This window comes from Microcoleus sp. BROC3 (assembly GCF_036702515.1).
Taxonomy (GTDB): Bacteria; Cyanobacteriota; Cyanobacteriia; order Cyanobacteriales; family Microcoleaceae; genus Microcoleus.
Genome location: NZ_JAUBTQ010000033.1, coordinates 25,189 through 46,460 on the forward strand (window position 1 = coordinate 25,189; position 21,272 = coordinate 46,460).

Annotated in this window: 14 protein-coding genes; 5 read left to right on the plus strand and 9 right to left on the minus strand. The window is 46.7% G+C overall.

Translation table 11 applies throughout. The features are described 5' to 3' along the window. Positions 1-12: 12 nt before the first annotated feature. The 4 genes from QUB30_RS20775 to folK all read right to left on the minus strand — a co-directional run bounded on the left by QUB30_RS20775 (position 13) and on the right by folK (position 3,655). Positions 13-627 carry a Uma2 family endonuclease gene (locus tag QUB30_RS20775; RefSeq protein WP_333337001.1) on the minus strand — a complete coding sequence of 205 codons (615 nt, stop codon included), beginning with the start codon at positions 625-627 and terminating at the stop codon, positions 13-15. Positions 628-853: 226 nt separating this feature from the next. Further along, complete coding sequence (locus tag QUB30_RS20780) at positions 854-2,299, minus strand: FAD-binding domain-containing protein (RefSeq protein ID WP_333337003.1); 1,446 nt, start codon at positions 2,297-2,299, stop codon at positions 854-856. A 138-nt stretch (positions 2,300-2,437) separates the two neighbouring features. After that, on the minus strand, positions 2,438-2,986 hold the full coding sequence (locus tag QUB30_RS20785; RefSeq protein WP_333337086.1) for an NUDIX hydrolase: 549 nt from the start codon (positions 2,984-2,986) through the stop codon (positions 2,438-2,440). 180 nt (positions 2,987-3,166) lie between these two features. Then, positions 3,167-3,655, minus strand: coding sequence for a 2-amino-4-hydroxy-6-hydroxymethyldihydropteridine diphosphokinase (gene folK / locus QUB30_RS20790; RefSeq protein WP_333337005.1), 489 nt, complete (start codon positions 3,653-3,655; stop codon positions 3,167-3,169). Between the two features lie 298 nt (positions 3,656-3,953). Here folK and QUB30_RS20795 point away from each other — a divergent pair, with 298 nt between their 5' ends. The 5 genes from QUB30_RS20795 (at position 3,954) to QUB30_RS20815 (ending at position 14,872) form a co-directional block, all read left to right on the plus strand. Continuing rightward, positions 3,954-4,421: a hypothetical protein gene (locus tag QUB30_RS20795; RefSeq protein WP_333337007.1), complete on the plus strand. Its 468-nt coding sequence runs from the start codon at positions 3,954-3,956 to the stop codon at positions 4,419-4,421. Positions 4,422-4,609: 188 nt separating this feature from the next. Next, on the plus strand, positions 4,610-6,961 hold the full coding sequence (locus QUB30_RS20800; protein WP_333337009.1) for a PhoX family phosphatase: 2,352 nt from the start codon (positions 4,610-4,612) through the stop codon (positions 6,959-6,961). A 504-nt stretch (positions 6,962-7,465) separates the two neighbouring features. Further along, positions 7,466-9,253 carry an NHLP bacteriocin system secretion protein gene (locus QUB30_RS20805; RefSeq protein WP_333337011.1) on the plus strand — a complete coding sequence of 596 codons (1,788 nt, stop codon included), beginning with the start codon at positions 7,466-7,468 and terminating at the stop codon, positions 9,251-9,253. 224 nt (positions 9,254-9,477) lie between these two features. After that, the gene (locus tag QUB30_RS20810; protein WP_333337013.1) at positions 9,478-11,688 is read left to right on the plus strand and encodes an NHLP family bacteriocin export ABC transporter peptidase/permease/ATPase subunit; all 2,211 of its coding nucleotides are present in this window, start codon (positions 9,478-9,480) and stop codon (positions 11,686-11,688) included. A 217-nt stretch (positions 11,689-11,905) separates the two neighbouring features. Beyond that, positions 11,906-14,872, plus strand: a complete 2,967-nt coding sequence (locus QUB30_RS20815) for an NHLP bacteriocin export ABC transporter permease/ATPase subunit (RefSeq protein WP_333337015.1) — start codon at positions 11,906-11,908, stop codon at positions 14,870-14,872. A 166-nt stretch (positions 14,873-15,038) separates the two neighbouring features. On the opposite strand, the gene QUB30_RS20820 is transcribed toward QUB30_RS20815, so the two are convergent. The 5 genes from QUB30_RS20820 to QUB30_RS20840 form a co-directional block, all read right to left on the minus strand. Continuing rightward, the gene (locus QUB30_RS20820; RefSeq protein ID WP_333337017.1) at positions 15,039-15,173 is read right to left on the minus strand and encodes a hypothetical protein; all 135 of its coding nucleotides are present in this window, start codon (positions 15,171-15,173) and stop codon (positions 15,039-15,041) included. Between the two features lie 175 nt (positions 15,174-15,348). After that, positions 15,349-16,260, minus strand: coding sequence for a GNAT family N-acetyltransferase (locus tag QUB30_RS20825; protein WP_333337019.1), 912 nt, complete (start codon positions 16,258-16,260; stop codon positions 15,349-15,351). Positions 16,261-16,363: 103 nt separating this feature from the next. Further along, on the minus strand, positions 16,364-17,068 hold the full coding sequence (locus tag QUB30_RS20830; RefSeq protein WP_333337021.1) for a hypothetical protein: 705 nt from the start codon (positions 17,066-17,068) through the stop codon (positions 16,364-16,366). A 4-nt stretch (positions 17,069-17,072) separates the two neighbouring features. Next, positions 17,073-20,564 (minus strand): type 2 lanthipeptide synthetase LanM, encoded by a 3,492-nt coding sequence (locus QUB30_RS20835; protein ID WP_333337023.1) that lies wholly within the window; start codon positions 20,562-20,564, stop codon positions 17,073-17,075. Between the two features lie 115 nt (positions 20,565-20,679). Then, positions 20,680-21,240, minus strand: coding sequence for an NHLP leader peptide family RiPP precursor (locus QUB30_RS20840; RefSeq protein ID WP_333337025.1), 561 nt, complete (start codon positions 21,238-21,240; stop codon positions 20,680-20,682). Positions 21,241-21,272: the final 32 nt, after the last annotated feature.

Below are 21,272 nucleotides of genomic sequence, written 5' to 3' on the forward strand. Positions count from 1 at the left end.
TCTCCGATTTATTTAAGTTATAGAGCTAAAAACCTGCTCAACAGTCAGATTAAGTTCCGGGAATGCAGACGAAATAATCGTATGGCCCTCTCGGAACTGGCTAACCTGGTACTCCCCATCAACCAACTGGTAAACCGAGACAGTAGGTTGTTTGGGATTACCGATGAACCGCCTGCCACCCAAAGCAGCATAGTCAACAACCCAGTATTCCGGGATACCCAATATTTCATACTCAGCCACTTTTACCAGGTAATCATCTTGCCAGTTAGTGCTAACTACTTCGACAACAAGCTTGACAGAGCTACCCTGAGAAATAACTGATGATTTTTTCCAGAGTGGCTCTGAAATTAAGGCTGTTTTGTCTAAGACTATGAGATCGGGCTGGTAGCCCGTGGTCGTTTCTGGAGGTCTGACAAAATAAGTTGAGGGTGTTACATAAGGAAGATTTAAACGGTCAATTTCTACGTTAATTTTTCGGATGAGAAAACCTGTAACTTCCTCATGCTCGCCATTTGGGTTCATCTCAACTATTACTCCATTGCGTAGCTCGAAACGTCCTTTTCCATCTGGATACCATTCTAAAAATTCTTCAAATGTTATTATCGATTTGATTGTGGTTTGAATCATAAAAAATTTTCTTTTTCTCTGAGAATCAATGTGTCAGTTAGATATCCTAGTTTTTGAATAAGTCTGGTATCTGAATAAAGTGTTTAATACCAACAATATATCATATATTAATGTCGTCAACCTCAAATGACACAATTACGTTAACAAACCGGGTTTTTCACCTGTATTAAAGGCTAAAATGCAGGATTTGCGTAAAAAACCCGGTTTCTGCCTAAGTGCTATATATTTACAATTTTTGCTGCTTGTACAGTTCCTTAAACTTGCGCTGCTGCTCGTTGTGGTCTACGATTGGAGAGGGATAAGGAAGAAGTCGGCGTTCTAAAGGCGAAATATTTCCTGTTAGCAAAAATTTAGTATCAACCCGGCGCAATTCTGGAACCCAGTGCCGAATATATTCCCCTTCTGGGTCGAATTTTTGAGCTTGACTGGCGGGATTGAATATTCGCAAAGGCTTCGGGTCCATGCCGCTCGATGCGCTCCACTGCCAGCCGCCGTTGTTAGCAGAAAGGTCGCCATCTATCAATTTTTGCATGAAGTATTTTTCGCCCCACTGCCAGTTAATAATTAAGTCTTTGGTGAGGAAACTGGCGACTATCATGCGGCAGCGATTGTGCATCCAACCTGTCTGATTTAATTGCCGCATTGCCGCGTCAATAATAGGATAGCCAGTTTTGCCTCTACACCAAGCTTGAAAGAGCTTTTCATCGTTTTCCCAAGGAAAGTCTTTGAATGCTTGACGGTAGGGGCCGTCTGCTAATTCTGGGAAGTTATACATGGCGTGTTGGTAAAATTCCCGCCACGCTATTTCCTGTTGCCAAGTGCGGATGCTTGTGCACGCTTCTTCGCTGCGGCAAGTTTCCATTACTATCTGGGTAGCTTGCCAAACAGTGCGGATGCCTATTGCACCAAATTTGAGGGCGGCGCTGAGTTGGGATGTGCCGTTAGTTGCTGGGAAATTGCGCTGTTCTTGATATTCGTAAATTGCCCGATCGCAAAATTCTTCTAATTTTTGTTGCGCTGCATCTTCTCCGGGTTCTATTACTAATGGATTTTCCCAAATAAATCCCAAACTAGAGGCAGTTGGCACTGTTTCCATTGCACCTGCTTGATTGGCGATTTCTCGTTCTTCTGCCGTTAATCCGGTCATTAATTCCAGATAAGTTATCGGCAGTGTCTCTACGGGTTGGGCTTTGGGTTTACTATTCCATTTTTTCCAAAATGGTGTATAAACTGTGTAGGGAGTCCCTGTACCGCTGCGAATTTCATCTGGGGCGTGCAGGAGTTGATCCCAGAAATTTTGAACTTTAATTCCTGCTTGTTGGAGGGCGTTTGATACGGACAGATCGCGCTGTTTTGCGTAGGGTTCTACATCCCAGTTCCAAAATACTGCTTGAGCATTTATAGCTGTTGCTAATTTCGGTATTCCTAGGATTGGGTCATCTTGAATGATCAGCAATTGGCTGCCTGCTTCCCTGTAACGCTGCTGAAGTTTTTGCAAGCAGCCGATCATGTATGTGACTCTTGCTGGCGCTACGTCATCGCGATTTAGGATATTGCGATCGAGACAAAAAATTCCGACTACTTTCGGGCTTTGCTGGCGCGCTGCTGCCAGTCCGATGTTGTCAGAAATACGCAAGTCGCGGCGGTGCCAAAATAAAATTAGATCGGACATTCGATTTTAGATTTTAGATTTTAGATTTTAGATTTTACAGTCCCGGACACACGCGGGGTCAAAAACCCGGTTTCTAAGTTAAGATTTATCGGTTTGATGCACGATTATAAGAAACCGGGTTTTTTTCGTCAGTCCTATTTAAGTCAAAAATGGACGCGCCAAGAAAAAGCTAGAAATTGATTTCGCGTCAATTGGTTCGCCAGCTAAGATAGCTTTTTCTAATTCTTCGGGAGTGAAGAGAACTGTTTCAATGTCTTCATCTTCGTCTTGTGCTGGCGGCTGTTCCAGTTTTTGCAAATCTTGCGCTAAGAAAGCATAAATGATTTCGTCGGAATAACCGGGGGCGAGAAAAAATTGCCCTAATCTCTGCCATTTTCCGGCGCGATATCCGGTTTCTTCTTCGATTTCGCGTTTGATAGTTTCGGCGGGATTTTCATTGATTTCTACCGTACCAGCGGGAAATTCTAAAATTCGCCCTTTGGCGGCGAAGCGGTATTGTCGCACCAAGACGAGTTTACCTTCGGGTGTGACGGGAACTGCAAGTGCTCCGCCCGGGTGGCGAATACATTCCCACTCGCCTTCGGAACCGTTGGGAAGACGGAGGGTAGCTACGTCAAAGTTAAATTTGCGCCCTTGGTAAAATAGGCGCTGTTTGAGGAGTTGGGGTAGTTCTTGACCGATCGACATAAGCGACAAGCGAATAATGTTTGAGTGCACCGATTTAAGACATCATAGGCGATCTCATACGATTTTAGATTTTAGATTTTAGATTTTAGATTGGGAATGACTGATAACTATCACAGTGTGGAGCTTACCTACGGTTGCATTTTTTTTAAACTGGTAAGAGCCGTGAATTTTGCTCAATTTTTACAAGGGCAATTTTTGCACTCCGGAACAGTCTGCGGTTTGCAGGAGTTGGCCGATCGCACTTTGCGTCACCGGATGCACCCAATCCGGGGCAATTTCTGCTAAAGGTACTAATACAAAAGCTCTTTCGGTCATCCGGGGATGAGGTAGAGTCAGTGTCGGAGTTTCTAAGATTAAATTGTCGTACAGCAGCAAATCTAGGTCTAGGGTTCTCGGCCCCCATTTTTCTCGGCGAATTCGATTAAATTTTATTTCAATTTCTAATAAAGTTGCTAGCAATTGTTCGGGTTTTAGTGCAACTTCGAGGATGGCACAGGCGTTGATGTAATCGGGTTGCGGCGGCCCGACGGCGACGGTTTGATACCAGCTTGAATGAGATTTTACTGCTATTCCTGGGGTGTTGTTGAGGGTGGCGATCGCGCTTTTGAGTGTGGCGAGGGAGTCGCCTAAGTTGCTACCAAGCGCGATCGCACATTTTGTTAGTTTCATAAAGAAGAAGGTTCGGCAACGGATTGTGTAACGGATGTAACGGATGTAACGGATAGAAGGAAGAAGGAAGAGGGAAGAAGAGTAACGCGGGGGCGGGTTGATCGATATCCTTTACTACCGACAAATATTTCGAGTAAAACCCGCCCCTAAAAGCCTAATTTTGGGTGGTAAATTGATCCTACAGGACACTTTTTTAGGGAAATATGGTGACACAAAACATTATTTTAATCAAATATTAACATGATGTTAAATTTTATTAACTATCATTGACAAGTGTTAGTATTTAGTTTCAAAAATAATGAATTTGTACCTACGCTTATTGTCAGCCGTCATTCTAGCAATTATCAGTTTAGCAGCAAGTATATCGATAGGTTTGGCTGAAACAAAAGAGCGCTACCTTACCCTAGATGCGGACGGCAGTCAATCTTTTGCGAGTTTAGTGCAGCAGGCGGAAGATTTAGCGAAAGAGTCGATCGCCCGATCGTTTCAAGAAAATCAGGCATTAACAGAAGTTACAGTCATCATTACAGCCGATCGCCGCCGACAAAGAGTTCCGGTTTTGCGATCGAGAGTATCCCGCCACGACTGGCAGAAAGATGCGAGAATTGAACAGTGGACTAGATATTTTGCCGATGCTCAATTGCTGCTGGGATTCAGAGACGGCAATATTTTTCCCGCAAATTCTGGGTCTTCGCAAGCGATCGATGTACCTGCGCCCAGTCGATCGACATCCCGAGAAAACGATCCGGGTTTTCGAGATGATTGAAATCGGGCATCGGGCATCGGGAATTGGTAGCAAACAACAAATAACAAACAACAAACAACCAATAACCAATTATTAACCCAAATATAATTCCACTTTAATTAACCTTCATATTAACTCCCCTTAATTTAACAGTGATAGAGTTTCATACGGAATCATCTGATTAGGGAAGTTGGGCTGAACAGGAATTTATGTCTAAAATAACTCGCCGACAACTGTTAATTTTCTTCGGCAGCAGTGCAGCTACCACTGTGCTTGCCCCTCAACTAACTCAAACACTCTTCGGCATCAATTCCACCTCGGCGGAATCTGTTATAGGGCCGCTATCTTTCACTCCGTTAAGACTTCCCCACCCGCTGCCGATTTATCGAGAACTGCCCAGCTTTATGCCGACGGGCTTAAACGGACAGGGAACCGTGATGGCTGCCTCCCAGGATACTAAATTAACGAGTTACAGCGTTGTTGACGATGTGGTTGTGCCGCCGGAATACGAACGCTACGTGATTCTCCGCTGGGGCGATGGAGTTTTTCCCAATCCAACCGACTATTTCGGCTACAACTGCGACTACACCGCCTTCCTACCCCTTCGCGGCAGCAGTGACGACGGCTATCTCTGGGTTAACCACGAGTACGTATCCTTCCCGATGTCGAAAGTGGCACCGGAAGCGCCTGCAGATGTGGCATCATTTCCAGCAACTGATCGCGCCGTACTCGGTAAAGACTTATCCGTAAAAAATCGCGATAGCTTCGGCGAATTTCTGTACAATCTCGGCGGTTCGATCGTCCGCATCACCAAACAAGCCAACGGACGCTTTGGGGCGATCGCCCGCGATCCACTCAACCGACGCATTCACGGACTTTCCGGCCTCGGAATCAACAGCCAGCGTGCCGACAAATACAAAGATGTCACCTCCTGGGGAACCAGACAAGGGGATAACGAGTACCTCACGGGCACGGGCCCAGCAGCTACCCAAGTCTTCGCGCAAGTCAACAGCGACGGACTCGGAAACCGCATCATCGGTACAGCCTACAACTGTTCCGGCGGCACAACCCCTTGGGGCACAATCCTCTCCGCCGAAGAAAACTTCCAAGGTAGCGAACTATTCTTCGTGGGAGTTCAGGAAAACGTCAAACCCAACGGCGGTCAAACCGGCTACCCCAAGGGCACTACGGGTGAAGAATTCGGCTTAGTCGGCGAAAAATACGGCTGGATGGTAGAAGTCGATCCTCAAGATCCGAGTTTCCGCCCCCGCAAACACACGGCTTTAGGCCGTTTCCGCCATGAAAACGTCGCGATTCGCGCCGCAGCAGGCCGCAGATTAGTAGTGTACATGGGGGACGATCGGCGCGGCGGACACACCTGGAAATTTGTCAGCAGCGGTACTGTCACCAATCCCGCAGATAAAAACAACAGCCGCTTGTTTGAAGACGGCACTTTATACGTTGCCCAATACAACCGCAACGGTACTGGAAGATGGCTGCCATTAACTATAAATAGCCCGACGAATCCGGTGCGTCCTTCTAAAGTTGGCGAAGCGGAATTAGCAAGTTTTGGCAAAGCTCAAAGAGATGCAAATACTCGCTTGCCCAAACGCGCCGGAATTGCTAGTCAAACCGAGGACGGCGGTTCTTTTGTGATGGATACAACCAATGAAGCAACAGCACTTCCTGGCTACAGCAATAAAACTATTGCTAATTTTTACAGCAGCCAAGGTGCGGTTTTAGTTGATGCTTTCTTAGCTGCTAATTTGATTGGTGGCACTCCGACGGCGCGGCCGGAAGATTTGGAAATAAATCCTACTACTAAGGAAGTTTTTATTGCTTATACTGACGGCGCACCGGGAAGCGACGGTTATCCGGATTCTCGCATTTTTACTGTTGCTAAATACGGTAGCGCAATCAACAGCACTCAGCAGTCGGGAGGACTTTACAAAATAATTGAAGACAGTCCCGACGGTGCGGGTTTGACGTTCCGCTGGCAGCGTTTGGCTCAAGGTGGAGAAGCTGGTTCGGTAGCTGGGTCAGGATTTGCTAGTGCAGACAATTTGGATTTTGACGCTCAAGGTAACATTTGGGCCGTCACTGATATGTCTACTAGCACGCATAACGGTTTTGATGTCGGTGCGGCTGGAAAGCCAACGGCGATCGACCATAAAAAGACGGGCAATGTGTCAGATTTTACTGGAGTTTTCGGCAACAATTGGCTGTTTTATATTCCGACTTCCGGGCCGAATGCAGGAACAGTAATTCCGTTTGCTTACGGTCCGAATCGGTGCGAAATGACGGGGCCGACTTTTGTGGGAGATACGCTGTTGCTTTCGGTGCAGCATCCGGGGGAAGATTGCCCGATCGATGACGGTACTGTACTGAGTCGGCAAATTGAAATGTTGGATTTGAACGGTGCTGTTTTTAATCAGACTCGCACTGTTTCTCGCGGCAGTTTGTGGCCTAGTAATATTGAGAATGACAGGCGTCGATCGCCGATGCCGTCGGTGATTGGGATTCGCCGCGTGCGATCGACCGGAACGGGTCAGTTTGTTTAAAGCGCGGATTTCGCAGTTTGAACTTTCACAAGAATCATCGTCCTGATGGGTTTGCCCTGTTGGGGAATTAAAAAAGCGCAATTATCTGAGTTCAAGTCAGATAATTGCTATTTTTTTGAGAATGATGATGCGATCGATATAGCTTCTCGAAGGCTGAACTTTTAATTCGATCGATGTACTCGGGGCGATCGAAGGTTGTACAGCTTGTAGTTGCGGGCGATACCTAGCCGAAAGTTCGGGTCATTCCCCCGTCTGAAAGCTGGCTGTAACCTGGTCTTTTTATTAGCTGAAAACTCTACTCCTGGTTAGGGTGTTGCCGGAGTTAATTGTCGTACAGTGATTTTACAGGCAAGCTGCAAACAGGAGTGAGAACATTCAAGTAATTGCACGGAAGCTTTGAACGTTTGTTGGGAAATTGTTTGTGCCTCAATTGACTTGCAAGGAATTTCCCGTTCAAATACACCCCTGCTTACAGCGCGATCGCACTCTCGAAAGGAATAGCTGATGCAGGTAAAACAAAACAAACTTTTCACTACTGAAGCGATCGATCGCTTATCTTCACCGGAACGCCTAGACCAAATGATGCAGGTGGTTAGCCCTCGATCGTGGCTGCCGCTAACTGCAATTGGCTGTTTAGTTGCTGCTGCTGGGGTTTGGAGTGCGATCGGGCGAATTCCGCTGACTGTTTCCGGTCAAGGCGTGTTGCTTCTGCCCCGCCGAGTCGTGCAATTTCAAGCTGCTAGTTCCGGTCAATTAGTAAAGCTAAATATCAAGCCCGGAGATGTTGTTAAACGGGGTCAAGAAATCGGTAGAATTGATAAACTCGACCTCAAGCAGCAGTTAGAGCAAGAAAAAGCGAAATTAGCTGAACTGCAAGGGCAAAAGCAAGATACTAATAAGCTGCAAAAACAGCAAATTGCGCTGGAATTAAAAACCCTCGAACAGCAGCAAAAAGACCTTCAAGAAAGCTTGAATAGGGAGTCAGTTGCACCGATATTGCACCAGCAAAGTATGGCTGCATTAGAGCAAAAACGCCAAAGTTTGGAAGAAAGTTTGCGCCGAGAACAAATTGCGCCGGTACTGCGACAGCAAACTATGACAGCCTTAGCAGAAAAACGCCAAAGTTTGGAAGAAAGTTTGCGGCGGGAACAAGTTGCACCGATATTGCGGCAGCAAACTCTGGTCGCGATCGCCAAAAAACGGGACAGTCTTTTGCAGCGAAAACAGCACATCACTTCTTTGGTAGAAACTTTACAGCAGCGGTTTGAAACTCGCCGCGTTCTTTACGAACAAGAGAGGGCGATCAGCGAGGATGTAATGCTGCAAGCGAGACAGGAATTCGCGGACTCTCAGATGCAACTGGCGGATATTGAAACGCAGTTAAAGGAACTCGACGTTCAGAAAACGAATAGCGATCGCGAATTCCTGCAAAATCTCAATAAAATTGACGACCTCAAAAACAGCAGGCAGCAACTCAAGGTTGAGGCTACCAATACCGAACGAGAGTACCTGCAAAATCTCAACCGCCTTAACGAAATTAAAAACAATCTCCAAGAACTTAAAGTTCAGAAAAGTAACACAGAACGGGAGTACCTGCAAAACCTGAACAAAATTGACGAAATCAAAACTAAGATTAAAGACATGGAAACCCAAGCGGTCAAACTCGCTCAACAAGACTTAGAAAAGTCGATCGCCCAAACGAATCAAATTCAGGAAGTTAAACGCAAGATTGCCCACTTGCAGAATCAGTTGACGACCGACAGCAAAATTACCAGCCAATACGACGGCCGCGTTTTAGAAGTTAGCGCCGTTGCAGGTCAAATGCTGAACATCGGTACAAGGATCGGGACAGTTGAATCTCAAAATGCTCGCGAAAAAATGGTCAGTCTTGTTTATTTTGCTGACAGAGACGGCAAGCAAATTAAACCGGGAATGACTGTACAAGTTACCCCTAGCGTCGTCAAGCGGGAACGCTACGGCGGCATTGTCGGCAAAGTAACCCAAGTTTCTCCTTTTCCGGTTACTAATCAAGATATGTCGTCAATTATCGGCAATGAAAATTTGGCTGACAGCATCGCGAAAAACATCGCTGGCGGCGGTGCTCCCGTGCAAATCTTTGTGGAATTGCAACAAGATCCGAACACTATCAGCGGTTACAAATGGTCTTCCTCCAACGGGCCTCCTCTCAAAATTTCCCCCGGTACTACGGCGCTAGTTCGGGTTCAAATCGGGCAGTTAGCGCCGATTTCTTACGTGATTCCTATTTTTAGGTCTTTGACTGGCGTTTACTAACCGTTATTAGTCAGTTTTTTTTCGTCCCCAGGGAGAGATAATTGCTGACAACAAATACGTTACACCGACCGTTTCTCTTGTTTATATCGAAGTCTCGATCCCCCCTAACCCCCCTTAATAAGGGGGGGACAAGAGCAGTCAAAGTCCCCCTTCTTAAGGGGGATTTAGGGGGATCTAGACTCGACTACAAGCAAAGTTTATTATGGATTTTAGCCTTATAACAGATGAAAATTCCCTGGATTGACAAGTTTTTTACGCCGCGCAAATTAAGGCGCGTTCGCACTCCCACACTGCTACAAATGGAAGCAGTAGAATGCGGTGCTGCTGCTTTAGGAATTATTTTGAATTACTGGGAACACCCGGTACCTTTAGCCCAATTGCGGAGCGAGTGCGGCGTTTCTCGCGATGGCAGTAAAGCTTCTAATATCCTTAAAGCAGCCCGAATTTACGGCTTAGATGCTAGAGGGTTTAAAAAAACTGTCGAAGAATTGAAAACTGTACCGCCGCCTTTTATTGTTTTTTGGAATTTCAATCACTTTTTGGTGGTTGAGGGGATCAAGAAAAAGCGCGTTTACCTCAACGACCCCGCATCGGGCCCGAGGACTGTTTCTCTAGAAGAATTTAAGTCTGCTTACACTGGCGTTGTTTTGACTTTTGAGCCGGGGCCAGAGTTTAAAAAGGGTGGGAAAAAACCGAGTATTGCCCGTGCTTTAGATTCGCGATTGCAAAGTTCTCGCTGGGCGATCGCATTTTGTTTAATTGCTGGTTTATTACTGACTGTTCCCCGTTTGGCTGGCGCGGCCTTTACCCAAATTTTTGTAGATGAAATTCTCGTCGAAAACCGTCACGAGTGGCTGCGACCTTTAATATTGGGAATGCTGTTTGCGGCGGCCGTCCAAGGGCTGCTAGCGCGGATGCGGCTTTTCTATTTGCGGCGGCTGGCAAACAAGCTTGCGATTTCGATGTCGGGACAGTTTCTCTGGCATACTTTGCGCTTGCCTGTGGGATTTTATGCCCAGCGGTTTGCAGGTGAAATTAGCAGCCGCTGCCAAGTTAATGACAAGGTTGCTGAAATTTTATCGGGGAAACTTGCTGCAACTGCGATCGACGCGGTGATGATGGTTTTCTATGCAATAATTATGGTGATGTACGACTGGGTATTGACCAGTGTTGCTGCTGTTTTTGCAGCCTTAAACTTTTTGGCACTGCAATCTTTATCCCGCAGCCGCGTCGATGCTAACACCAGATTAGCTCAGGAAACAGGTAAGGTGGGCGGTGCTGCAATTGCAGGCATTCAATCTATTGAAACTGTCAAAGCTAGCGGTTTAGAATTCGATTTATTTTCTAAGTTTGCCGGCTACTATGCCAAAATGAGCAACGCCCAGCAAGAATTGGCTTTGCCCACTCAAATATTGTCAATATTACCAGCATTTTTAACAGCATTAGCTGCAACTGCTATCTTAGTTGTTGGAGGCTTGCGGGTGATGAACGGCGGTTTGAGTATCGGGATGTTAATTGCCTATCAAAGTCTCACTCAACAATTCCTGCGACCAGTCAACAATCTAGTCAATTTTGGCAGCACTCTGCAAGAATTAGAAGCAGATTTAAGCCGACTTGATGACGTTCTGCAAAACCCTGTAGATCCAGAAGCAGACCGCGATTCTTTTAATAGTGGAAACAGCCCCGCCGCCCTTGCACCAGATTCTTTTCATTTGCAGGGCTGGATTGAATTGCGCGGTGTCAGTTTTGGCTACAGCCGTTTGGAAGCGCCGCTAATTGAAAACTTGAACTTAACCGTAAAACCGGGTCAGCGCGTAGCGTTAGTCGGGGGCAGCGGTTCTGGAAAATCTACTATTGCCAAACTTGTGACCGGGCTTTACGAACCAATGAATGGCGACATTTTATTTGACGGGGTTCCCCGCAATTTGATTCCCCGTTCTATCCTAGCGAATTCGCTGGCAATGGTCGAACAAGAGATATTTCTATTTGCCGGCACTGTTCGGGAAAATCTCACGCTTTGGGACCCGACAGTACCGGAAGCAGATTTAGTGCAAGCGTGCATTGATGCGGCAATTCACGAACTTATTTTGAATATGCCCGGAGGATACGATGCTCAACTCAATGAAGGGGGGACAAATATGAGCGGCGGACAGCGGCAACGTTTGGAAATTGCCAGGGCATTAGTGAGGAATCCGGCGGTGTTGGTGTTGGATGAAGCAACGAGTGCTCTGGATGCTGAAAGTGAGTTAATTATCGATCGCAATTTGAGGCGTCGCGGTACTTCTTGTATTGTGGTTGCTCACCGCTTGAGTACGATTCGAGATTGCGATGAAATTATTATGCTTGCAGGGGGAAAAGTTGTTCAGAGAGGCACTCATGAGGAGTTGCAAAAGTTGGGAGGAGCTTATGCTCTTTTGGTTGGGAACGAACAATAAATAGCAGCAATTAACCTCATTTCATCATTCTCAATAACAGGCAAGATGCCTGTTCCACAAATGAGCAGGAGAGCCAGAACAGGCAAGATGCCGCCTGTTCCACAAATGAGTTTTCTTGTGGGGTGGGCATCCTGCCCGCCCATGAAAGACTTATTGAGAATGGTGCCAGATTTTGAGATTAACCCGACTTGATATTACTAATCACAAATTACTAGCTATGCTCGATCTAAATCCTGTTAAGAAACTGCACCGAATTAAAGGAAATGAACCGCTGCTGCTGAATGACCCGCATCGGGTATGGATTGTTCGATCGGGCGCGATCGCAGTTTTTGCAGCAAAGATACAAAGTGAGAAGCCTGCGGGAAACCGCTATTATCTGTTCAGCGTCAGTTCCCGCGAGGCTTTGTTCGGCGCTGCTACCCCCCCCAGCCCCCCCTTGCTAAGGGGGGGAGAAGCAGAAGGGGGGGGAGAAAATTTAAAACCAGGTTGGGGACTTCTGGCGATCGCGATCGCCGAAACGGAACTGGAACCGATCGCGATCGCAGATTGTGCCGCTTTAGTTGCTGCTGGTGACGGCAAAACGCGATCGCTTGTGGAAGGGTGGATACAGCATTTGGGAGAACGAGTGATTCCCTACGGGATAGATCCGCTTCACGCCCCGGAGGAAAAAGTTGCCCCAGAAACTATTGTTTTAGCAGCCTCGCAGCAGATATCGCTGCAAAAAGGTCAAATGCTGCGATCGCCGCCGGGAACTGTTGTCTGGGTGCGCGTCTCGTCGGGCGATGCGAGTGTCGGGGAATTGAAGTTAAATTCCGCTTCCCCAGCGTTTCCCCTGGCTGGGAATATGCTACTGGTGGCATCCGGGGAAGTTGAGGTGCAAATTTTCTCAACAGCAGAGGTGGAAAATGCCGACTGGCTGCGCCCGAGTTTAGCTTTGCTGCACGAGTATTTTTGCTGCTGCTTGAACTTGCTGGTTTCCCAGCAAAAAGCAGAGGAATTCCGCCGGTTTCAGGAACGCGAACAGCTAAACCGCCAAGTGACTCAGACAGCTTTGGGAGAGTTAACCGAGGTGCTGCATCCCCGGAAAACTGAGGTGTCTGAGGAAGGAACGCCGCTGTTAATCGCTGCTGGGGCTGTAGGTAAGGCACAAGGGATAACAGTCAATCCCCCGGCGGGTTCCGAAGACTTGAGTCGAGTTAAAGATCCGATGGAGGCGATCGCGCGATCGTCCCAATTTCGCACCCGCCGCGTGTTGCTGGCAGGAGATTGGTGGCGGCAAAACTGCGGCCCGCTGTTAGCTTATACAAAGTGCGACAACCGTCCTGTAGCTTTGCTGCCCGGTAAGGGATCTCGCTATACTTTGTTCGATCCGATCGATCGCAGCCGCCAACGGGTAACGAAAGCAGTAGCCCAAGAGTTGTCGCCAGAAACTCAAATGTTTTACCGACCCCTGCCGCTTTTACTTCGCAACGCTGTGGAACTGTTTCGGTTCGGGACGAAGGGCTACGAAAAAGACATGATCGTTGCTTTTGGGCTGGGGATATTGGGAACGCTGCTGGGGATGGTGACGCCGCAAGCCACCTCGATTTTGGTCAATGATGCTATTCCTGACAGCGATCGTTTGTTACTGTGGCAGTTAGGGCTGGTATTGTTAGTTGCGGCGATCGGACGGGCTGTATTTAGCATCGCCCAAACAATTCTGACGCTGCGGATCGAAAATGCTGCCAGCGGCACTCTCCAGCCTGCAGTTTGGGATCGAATGCTGAGATTAAAACCGGCGTTTTTTCGCAGCTATTCTTCTGGCGACTTGCTAACTCGTTTATTAGCAGTTAATCAAATTCGCGCCCAACTCAGCGGCGCGACGCAGCGGACACTTTTGAGCGCGATATTTTCCCTGCTGAATTTGGGGCTGATGTTTGTTTACAGCCTGCCACTGGCTTTAGTCGGAATTGGTTTAACTTTGATCGCGGTTATAGTAACAGTCACATCGAGCTTGCTCTTAATCCCAAAAGAGCGGCAGATGGAAACAGGTGAAGGCGACATTAACGGGCTGACAGTAGAACTAATTAACGGAGTATCAAAGTTGCGGGTAGCGGCCGCCGAAGGGCGAGCCTTTGCAGCTTGGGCGAAAAAATACAGCCAACAAATTAAACTAAGAACAGGAATTAAACGAATTGACGACAGCGTTTCTGTATTTAACGAAGCGCTGCCGTTAGTCAGTTCTATTCTGATGTTTTGGTTTGCAATTGTGTTTATGCAAACTCCTCAAACAGGAGGTGACGGACTGAATATGGGGACGTTTCTCGCTTTTAATTCCGCTTTCGGAACCTTTCTTTCCGGCGTCACCGATTTGAGCAATACTCTAACTGATATTTTAGGAATTGTACCGCTGTGGGAGCGAGCCAAACCGATCGTCCAGGGCATCCCGGAATCTGACCCGACAAAAGCCGATCCCGGCCGCTTGAAAGGTCAAATTACGATCGATCGCGCAACTTTCCGCTACCGTGAGGACGGCCCCCCAATTTTAGATGATGTTAGCATCAATATTCAACCGGGGGAATTTATCGCGATCGTCGGGCCGTCTGGTAGTGGCAAATCAACATTATTTCGGCTGTTATTGGGATTTGAAATAGCACAAAGCGGCACTGTTTATTACGACAATCAAGATTTAGCAGGCCTCGACGTTCAAGCTGTGCGGCGGCAGTTAGGAGTAGTGCTGCAAAACGGCAGAATTAATGCTGGTTCGATGTTTGACAATATTACCTGCGGGGCGATGGTAACGCAGCAGGAAGCTTGGGAAGCCGCGCAAATGGCCGGTTTAGCCGCCGATATCGAACAAATGCCGATGGGAATGCACACGGTTGTCAGCGAGGGTGGCACGAATCTTTCGGGAGGACAGCGGCAGAGATTGTTAATTGCGCGCGCGATGGTTGTCAAACCAAAGGTGATTTTGATGGATGAAGCTACGAGTGCTTTGGACAACCGCACGCAGGCGATCGTTACTGAGAGTTTGGATAAGTTGAATGTGACGCGAGTTGTCATCGCCCACCGCCTGAGTACGATTCGCAATGCCGATCGCATTTATGTAATTGAAGCAGGCCGTTTGGTAGAATTTGGTTCCTTTGAGGAATTGGTAAAACAGGGGGGATTGTTTGCTCGATTGGTGGCGCGGCAGATTGAGTAGGGATTCAACGTAAAACCATTATCAAGAACGGGCAAGATGCCCGTTCCACAAAGAGTAAATTTCTTGTGTAACGGGCATCTTGCCCGTTCTTAAAAGCCTTATTAAAAATTGTGCAACATCTCAGTTACATCCGTTACATACCGTACATTGCTCGTTGGCTAACTGCTTATTCTTTTGTTAGTAAATCCGGCAACCACAACAAAATTAGCAATAGCAAGCAGGCGATAACTAAGCCAACGCTAAATATTGTAGTGTTACCCAGATCCGGCGCTTGCTGCATGAGGTATAGTGCTTGTAACATAGAAAAATTTCTCCGACTAGCCTGTCATATCAACTCCGGTAGCATCGGAATTAATATTACCCAGAGTCAGGACACGGCAGTGCCGTGTCCCTACAATTAATCTGGGTAGGGACACGGCACTGCCGTGTCCTCGGTATCATTCCGGTGCAACCGGAAACGATATCAAACCCGTCATTCATTCAAGGAAGACATTCGTCCCCCCATCTCCTAATGATTTAAAAGAACCCCTGCTTTCATCAATAGAAATCATGTAAGGTGCCATGCGTTTTTTGACGAAACTAACCATTGAGGTATAGACGAACGGAACTGTCCAAATCCCTTTGGGAATCCCTGCTTTTTCTTGAATTTTAATGGCTCGAACGTAGAGGGGAATAATCCGACCCATTTTTTGCAGGTCTTGTCTGACAAAACTGCAAGTGTAGCGGATCGTGTCGGGTGCAATTCGATGGGTGATTACCCATCCTACTACTTGTCCTCGGTAACGCAAACCTACACTGTTTAAAGGTTCAAAATTTTCCTCGTTTTCAAAAGGAATCAACTGCGGTGGAATCCAAGGTTCTGCGGCTTGCTGCTGTTCAATAAAAATACGTTCCTCCGCCGTAATTTCAACCCACGGAAAGATTTGGTATGCAGCCGGTAGCGTTGCTTTCTGCATCCAAGGTGCATTTGCGATTTTATCTGTTGTCGATTTACACACAATCATCCGAGGCTGGGGAGGTGTCCAATTGCACTTTTGCAGCAGATTTTCTAAAGCTAATGTTGTTGGCTGTCCTGTTGTATAAACTAAATTAACGCTCGCGCAACCTCGCGATAATAACTCTTCCTCCAAACGGGCAAGCAGAGATGTACCAACTCGTCGATTCCGGTATTTCTTCTCCACAAAAATAGATAGTACCTCCGCAGCTTTACCGTCGGGTAAAATGTCAGCTAAGGCTAAACCCACTGGCTCGTTTGCATCAGAAGCCGCGATCGCAACAGTAGAGCCTTCTGGTTTTAAGACTTGCAAGCGGTAGCGAAATCGCGGAAAGGTAAATGCTTGATAAGCAAATCCTGTTAAATGATTATCGATGCGATTCAATGCAAGCATATTCAAATCCTCCCAATACAATTGCCTACTTCTCTAGGAAAAGTGATTAATAAAAATAGCTGACAGATTTTTTATGGCATCCAGCACTAGCTAATTGAGCTAATTACCAATAAATTTGCCAGCGGCCCTGACTGAAAAGTGCGTGCCCTTGAAGGGTGATTCTCTCATCATCTGGTTGGATATTTTTTGCGGGTGCAATCTGATGGACGGTATGGCCGGAATGCAAGATTATCTGACCTATTTGGTAGGGATAATAGCTTTTGATTCTCGACTTGACAAGCTGGACAAAATCTGCGTCACTAATTTGAATGATTTCCGGATAATGCAAATTCCACACATTCAAACCTCCACCGAATTTTGGCAGCGAAATTGCTAGAGTGAAAGAGATTGGATTATTGAAATCAGTCTCGTCTGGAGATTCCCAATTGACCAGATTGTACTGGGAGTCGCAGTGAATTGAGGCGATCGCTCGCTCAAACAATTTACAGGCTAGGTAGACGTGAAACCCCGGCAGTGCTAACTCGTGTCGGTAGCTTACAGGTGCTTTCAGGAATTGCGCCAGCTTGTCGGCTAACCGTTCGTAAAGCCAACCCAAGCGATCGCGCAATATCGCGTTATAATTTTTGGCCATACAGCAGTAATCTTGCCGATCTTTGGCGGCATCAATGTAACTGGCGGCCCCCAAGGTATAAAAGGGCATATCGGGATTTCGTTCGATCCAAAACTCTTTTAGTTCGCAGACTGTAGAACGAACTTTTTGAGCTTCTTGCTCTGTAAGTACGCTGAAACTGTTAATTTTCTCATTCATTGTCTTAGTCCAAAAGCATTATTTGAGAAGTAGATTCTGGTGAAACCAGCCCTAACAGCGTTAAACCAATTCCAGAAACTCCGTCTAGCAGACCGGGAATAATATTTCGCTCAGAAAACTCTTGCAGTCGCCAGTAACCGACTTGTTGGTAGAAATCAATCATGTTGAGACCGGCGCTAATAGCTGCTGGGAACAATTCGGGCCGTTCTAAACGCTGTGCAGCAGCGCACAAAAAAGCAATTCGACCTGCTTCGCCGCAGCACAGGTGATGCTGGTATTTGCCTAAATGTCGCTGTGCAGCAGCGATCGCGAATTCAATCTCATCTCTAATTTCTGACTCGTCGCCCAGAATTCCTAGAATACCGAGTCTGGCTAAACCAATGCCCGGTGCCCCGGCGCACCAACCTGTCATAAACTGAAGTTTGCCCGGTGATTTCTGAAGATTTGGCCAGTCTTTTGTTTGGTGGCAAAAATGCGATCGTTCATAGGCTAAACCTGACTCAGCAGAGATGCGAAATTGCTCGTTTCCGGTTAAGGCATAAAGACGCAGCAGCGCGCAGGCAATTCCCGCCGCACCGTGTCCCATTCCTAACAGCGACCGCTCAAAATTTGGCACCCGCCATCCCCGATCGCTTTCTGCTTTTTCCTGGCAGTTGAGAATACTTTCGCCGAGCGCTATCGCCCGTTCAATTAACCGGGAATCTGGACGCAGTTTGTATAGATGCAGCAAAGCTAACAAAGCTCCTGCCGCACCGCTTAAAACATCCGGGTTTTTCTCCTGACGCAGCCGCTCTGGGGTTAATTTTAAAGCCCAATCCAGCGCGCGATCGCATAAACTTTCGTCATCTAAACACCGTCCGCATTCTGTCAAAGCATAAATGAATAAACAAATGCCGTTATATCCAGAAATAGGAATTTCATCCCCCAATCCCTTGTCGATAAAATGTTGGAGTACAGAAGCCGTAAATTTCAATGCACCTCGCGCCAGTTTTTCGTAACGCTCATCTTTTGTCTGACAAGCGAGATTAGCCAGAAAAATACTGGTTCCCGCCGCACCCATTGAATTCCAGGGAAACGGATGTATAGGAGCAACTACTGTAGAAGTTTGAGAAACCCTAGAAAAACAGAGCCAACTGTTCCCCCAAGGGTGATTCATGGCTAACTTTTCTAGCGCGTCCCCAATCGCGATCGCTCCTTTAAGCAGGCGTTCTTTTACTGACTGGTTCTCATACCAAATCACTTGCTCAAAACCTTCCTTTATTTGCAGATTCTGTGCTTTTGCGGTTCGTTTATTAGATTCCCCCTCGGTATCAATTGCCGGTCGCGGATCGTAAGTCGTCACTTGCCCGTCTTGGGTGTTTTTTTCGCTGAAATTTGACCACCCGCTTACCAAAAGCCACTGTTCGCTTACTGCAGATGACTTAAGGCTTAATAAGGACAATTGACTATTATCAACTGTCGGGCTGCCGATTTGTTTTTCCTGTACTTGCTTATCGCTAGGGTACACAGACATTTCTAAGGAAACTCGCAATAATTCTGACTGCCAAATCAAATCTTCTTCTGAGGCTTCGTTCAAGCGCTGCTGCATTTGCTCAAAACTGGTTTGATTAATCGCTACTTCGTAGGAAGCTCCGCTGCTGGAGTAGATGGAATGCGATAAAGGCGAACTGTAGTAACTGGGGATATTTTGCTGCCAGCAACAGCGCTTTTCTTCATCCAATAGTTTGGGAAAAGGGATGCTGTTGCCGACTGATATTTCTCTATAAAGCAACTCAAGGGCAACATCATAAGCCGCACCTGATGTTAAATGATCTGGTTTCAAACTCCAAAACAGAGTATTAGCATAATCGTTGGTATCGCGCAGCACAGAGCGGGTAGTCGCAGTCTGGAATGCTGCTAAAATCCCTCGATCAGCGAGCAACTCTTCTCGATGCTGCATGAGAGTCCGATAAGCAGCAGAAAATCCTTGGCTCACCTCATCGATATAGTCATTTACAGGTATTTTATCACCCTGCAATCGCGGCAGATTCTTATTAAAAGAAAAATTGAGGGACTGGCGAGTTAGTTTTAGTTCATCAGTTCCGATTCCTTGCCAAACTGTGATTCCGGTGTGCCAAGGGCGATCGCCGCAGCCGTTGATGCCGGTGCCGCAAAACAAAATTCGATCGTAATTACCAGCGCGCCAAAAAAATGACATACTGCTAGATAATACACTACAGATACCCAACGGATATAAATATTTAGGCAGTTGCTTAAACTCCTCCGGTACCTCGTGTATGCTAGTTGCCAGAATTGCTTCTAAGTCAATAGGTACTGGAAATTCACCAGCGGGGATAAAGTTTTCCCAGTGAAAGTCTGTGCCGCATAAAAAGTAGGCGATCGCGGCATAAACTCCTTGACGCTGGTAAAATTTTCCTATCTGTTCTTTTGCAGTACAATCTGCGGTTGAAATAAACTCGCTCCAACCGTAACCAGCCCGGAGCAAGATGCGTGTTGGTCGCAATTCCGGTGTTTTTCCTGTTTGATTCAGCCAGTCAATTAGGCTGTTAAAAGCGCTATCAATCTCGAAACTGCGGGGCTTGTAAACCAGCTTCAAACCCGAATCAAATTTAATGATGCAAACACTGCGCGATCCTTGATGTAAATCGGACATTCCCATCAGCATTGAAGTCGCCAAACCGAGATGAGAATTGGGTTGAAATGTTGCCTTGAATTCATTCAAATCCTGCTGTAAGCGTTGCAGCAATTCGACCGCAACCTCCACGGTTTGCTCCGAGCAAACTGCCAGCAGCCGCGCCAGTACGGGATACTGAAGAAATAACTCGGACAAACCCTCTGGCGTGCCTAAAATATGGCGAACAAAATACTGATATCGGTCCTGGGATGTGAGGCCAATTAATTGACCTCGAAAGCGCCGCTGTTTGACTTCGTAAGCTACAACGCGGGCGGCTATTTTAGAAAGTCTTAACAGCAAATATCGAGCTATTTGTTTCCAAGCATTATCTGAAAAGATTTCTGTTGAATTAGGCATCGCGACGTTAATTTGGCGCAGGACAACCGAGATAAAAGGATGAAGAAATTCAGGAAAAACGGGGGTGGGCTTGAGAGTTTGTTTATAGGCATCAATTTCCTCATCCGTCCAATCTTGCAACTGTTCTACAGTTACTACAGGTTGGGCAAAATTACTGGAGATTAAAACTTCGCTGAGCAGTTTAGCCCAAGAAGGCAAACTCGCATTTTCGGGCAAGCAGCGGGAGGCAAGATAATAGATCGCACTCTCGCGATCTAACCCCAAGTTTTGCAACCGTTTGTCAAATGCCGCAGCATCATTAGTTTTGAGGGAAATCAGTTTTTTCCACTGTGCTAATAACTTTTCAGCTTCAGGTTTCGCATGAGCGCCGGATGATGCTGCATCGGGAAAAGCTGTCCACTCATCCGGCGATAAAGCTTTCTCGAAAATTTTGCGAACAGTTTGTGAAAGCGTTAAATCAGTCATAATAAATTGTTAATTAGTAATTAGTAATTAATACCAATCATTAAGATCGGAGAAAGATGCGTAGGTTGGGTTTCGTGAACTCAACCCAACCTACATTTGTCACTAAATTCAGAGGTTACTGACCTTCAAGAGTATCTTCCGCCACAGCAGAAGCCACTGCTGCGAATGGCCCGATTACAGGAACCATACTACTTACGGCACATGCTAGCTTAGCGTCCTTTTGTTTGGTGCCCCCGCCTGCGATCGCCTCCAATTCCAAATCATTCAATTCAGCATCGGCAGGGTTGGCAGGCACAACTAAGTGCTTGAGGGTGGGAGTATCTTCGTAAACTCGGATATCCAGAGAATCAGGCAGTTGAATATCGGCTGCTGAGGCGATCGCACTCTTAGGATCTGCAAGCAACTGAGTCTTAAAAGCTTCTTCAGTCAAAGCCTTTTTCATGATTTTACCCGCTACAGGATCTACCTTTTCTAGATCCACTCCTGCGGGAATTTCATCAAAGTTGGGCAGAACGTAGTTCATCAAATTGGAACTATTTTCGTGAACTTCCACCGCCACTGAATCGGGAAGTTTCATTCCCAACTCTGCCAGAACATCCTTGGGATTGTTAAACAGGTTATTTTTGAGCTGTTCGTCACTCCAGACACGCTCTAATACTTCTTGGATTGCCGCCATTTTATTTTCCTCCAATCTCTATCGTTTGCTGA

Coding starts and splice junctions, on each gene's coding strand:
- QUB30_RS20775 (WP_333337001.1), bottom strand. CDS start 627: ATGATTCAAACCACAATCAAATCGATAATAACATTTGAAGAATTTTTA.
- QUB30_RS20780 (WP_333337003.1), bottom strand. CDS start 2,299: ATGTCCGATCTAATTTTATTTTGGCACCGCCGCGACTTGCGTATTTCT.
- QUB30_RS20785 (WP_333337086.1), bottom strand. CDS start 2,986: ATGTCGATCGGTCAAGAACTACCCCAACTCCTCAAACAGCGCCTATTT.
- folK (WP_333337005.1), bottom strand. CDS start 3,655: ATGAAACTAACAAAATGTGCGATCGCGCTTGGTAGCAACTTAGGCGAC.
- QUB30_RS20795 (WP_333337007.1), top strand. CDS start 3,954: ATGAATTTGTACCTACGCTTATTGTCAGCCGTCATTCTAGCAATTATC.
- QUB30_RS20800 (WP_333337009.1), top strand. CDS start 4,610: ATGTCTAAAATAACTCGCCGACAACTGTTAATTTTCTTCGGCAGCAGT.
- QUB30_RS20805 (WP_333337011.1), top strand. CDS start 7,466: ATGCAGGTAAAACAAAACAAACTTTTCACTACTGAAGCGATCGATCGC.
- QUB30_RS20810 (WP_333337013.1), top strand. CDS start 9,478: ATGAAAATTCCCTGGATTGACAAGTTTTTTACGCCGCGCAAATTAAGG.
- QUB30_RS20815 (WP_333337015.1), top strand. CDS start 11,906: ATGCTCGATCTAAATCCTGTTAAGAAACTGCACCGAATTAAAGGAAAT.
- QUB30_RS20820 (WP_333337017.1), bottom strand. CDS start 15,173: ATGTTACAAGCACTATACCTCATGCAGCAAGCGCCGGATCTGGGTAAC.
- QUB30_RS20825 (WP_333337019.1), bottom strand. CDS start 16,260: ATGCTTGCATTGAATCGCATCGATAATCATTTAACAGGATTTGCTTAT.
- QUB30_RS20830 (WP_333337021.1), bottom strand. CDS start 17,068: ATGAATGAGAAAATTAACAGTTTCAGCGTACTTACAGAGCAAGAAGCT.
- QUB30_RS20835 (WP_333337023.1), bottom strand. CDS start 20,564: ATGACTGATTTAACGCTTTCACAAACTGTTCGCAAAATTTTCGAGAAA.
- QUB30_RS20840 (WP_333337025.1), bottom strand. CDS start 21,240: ATGGCGGCAATCCAAGAAGTATTAGAGCGTGTCTGGAGTGACGAACAG.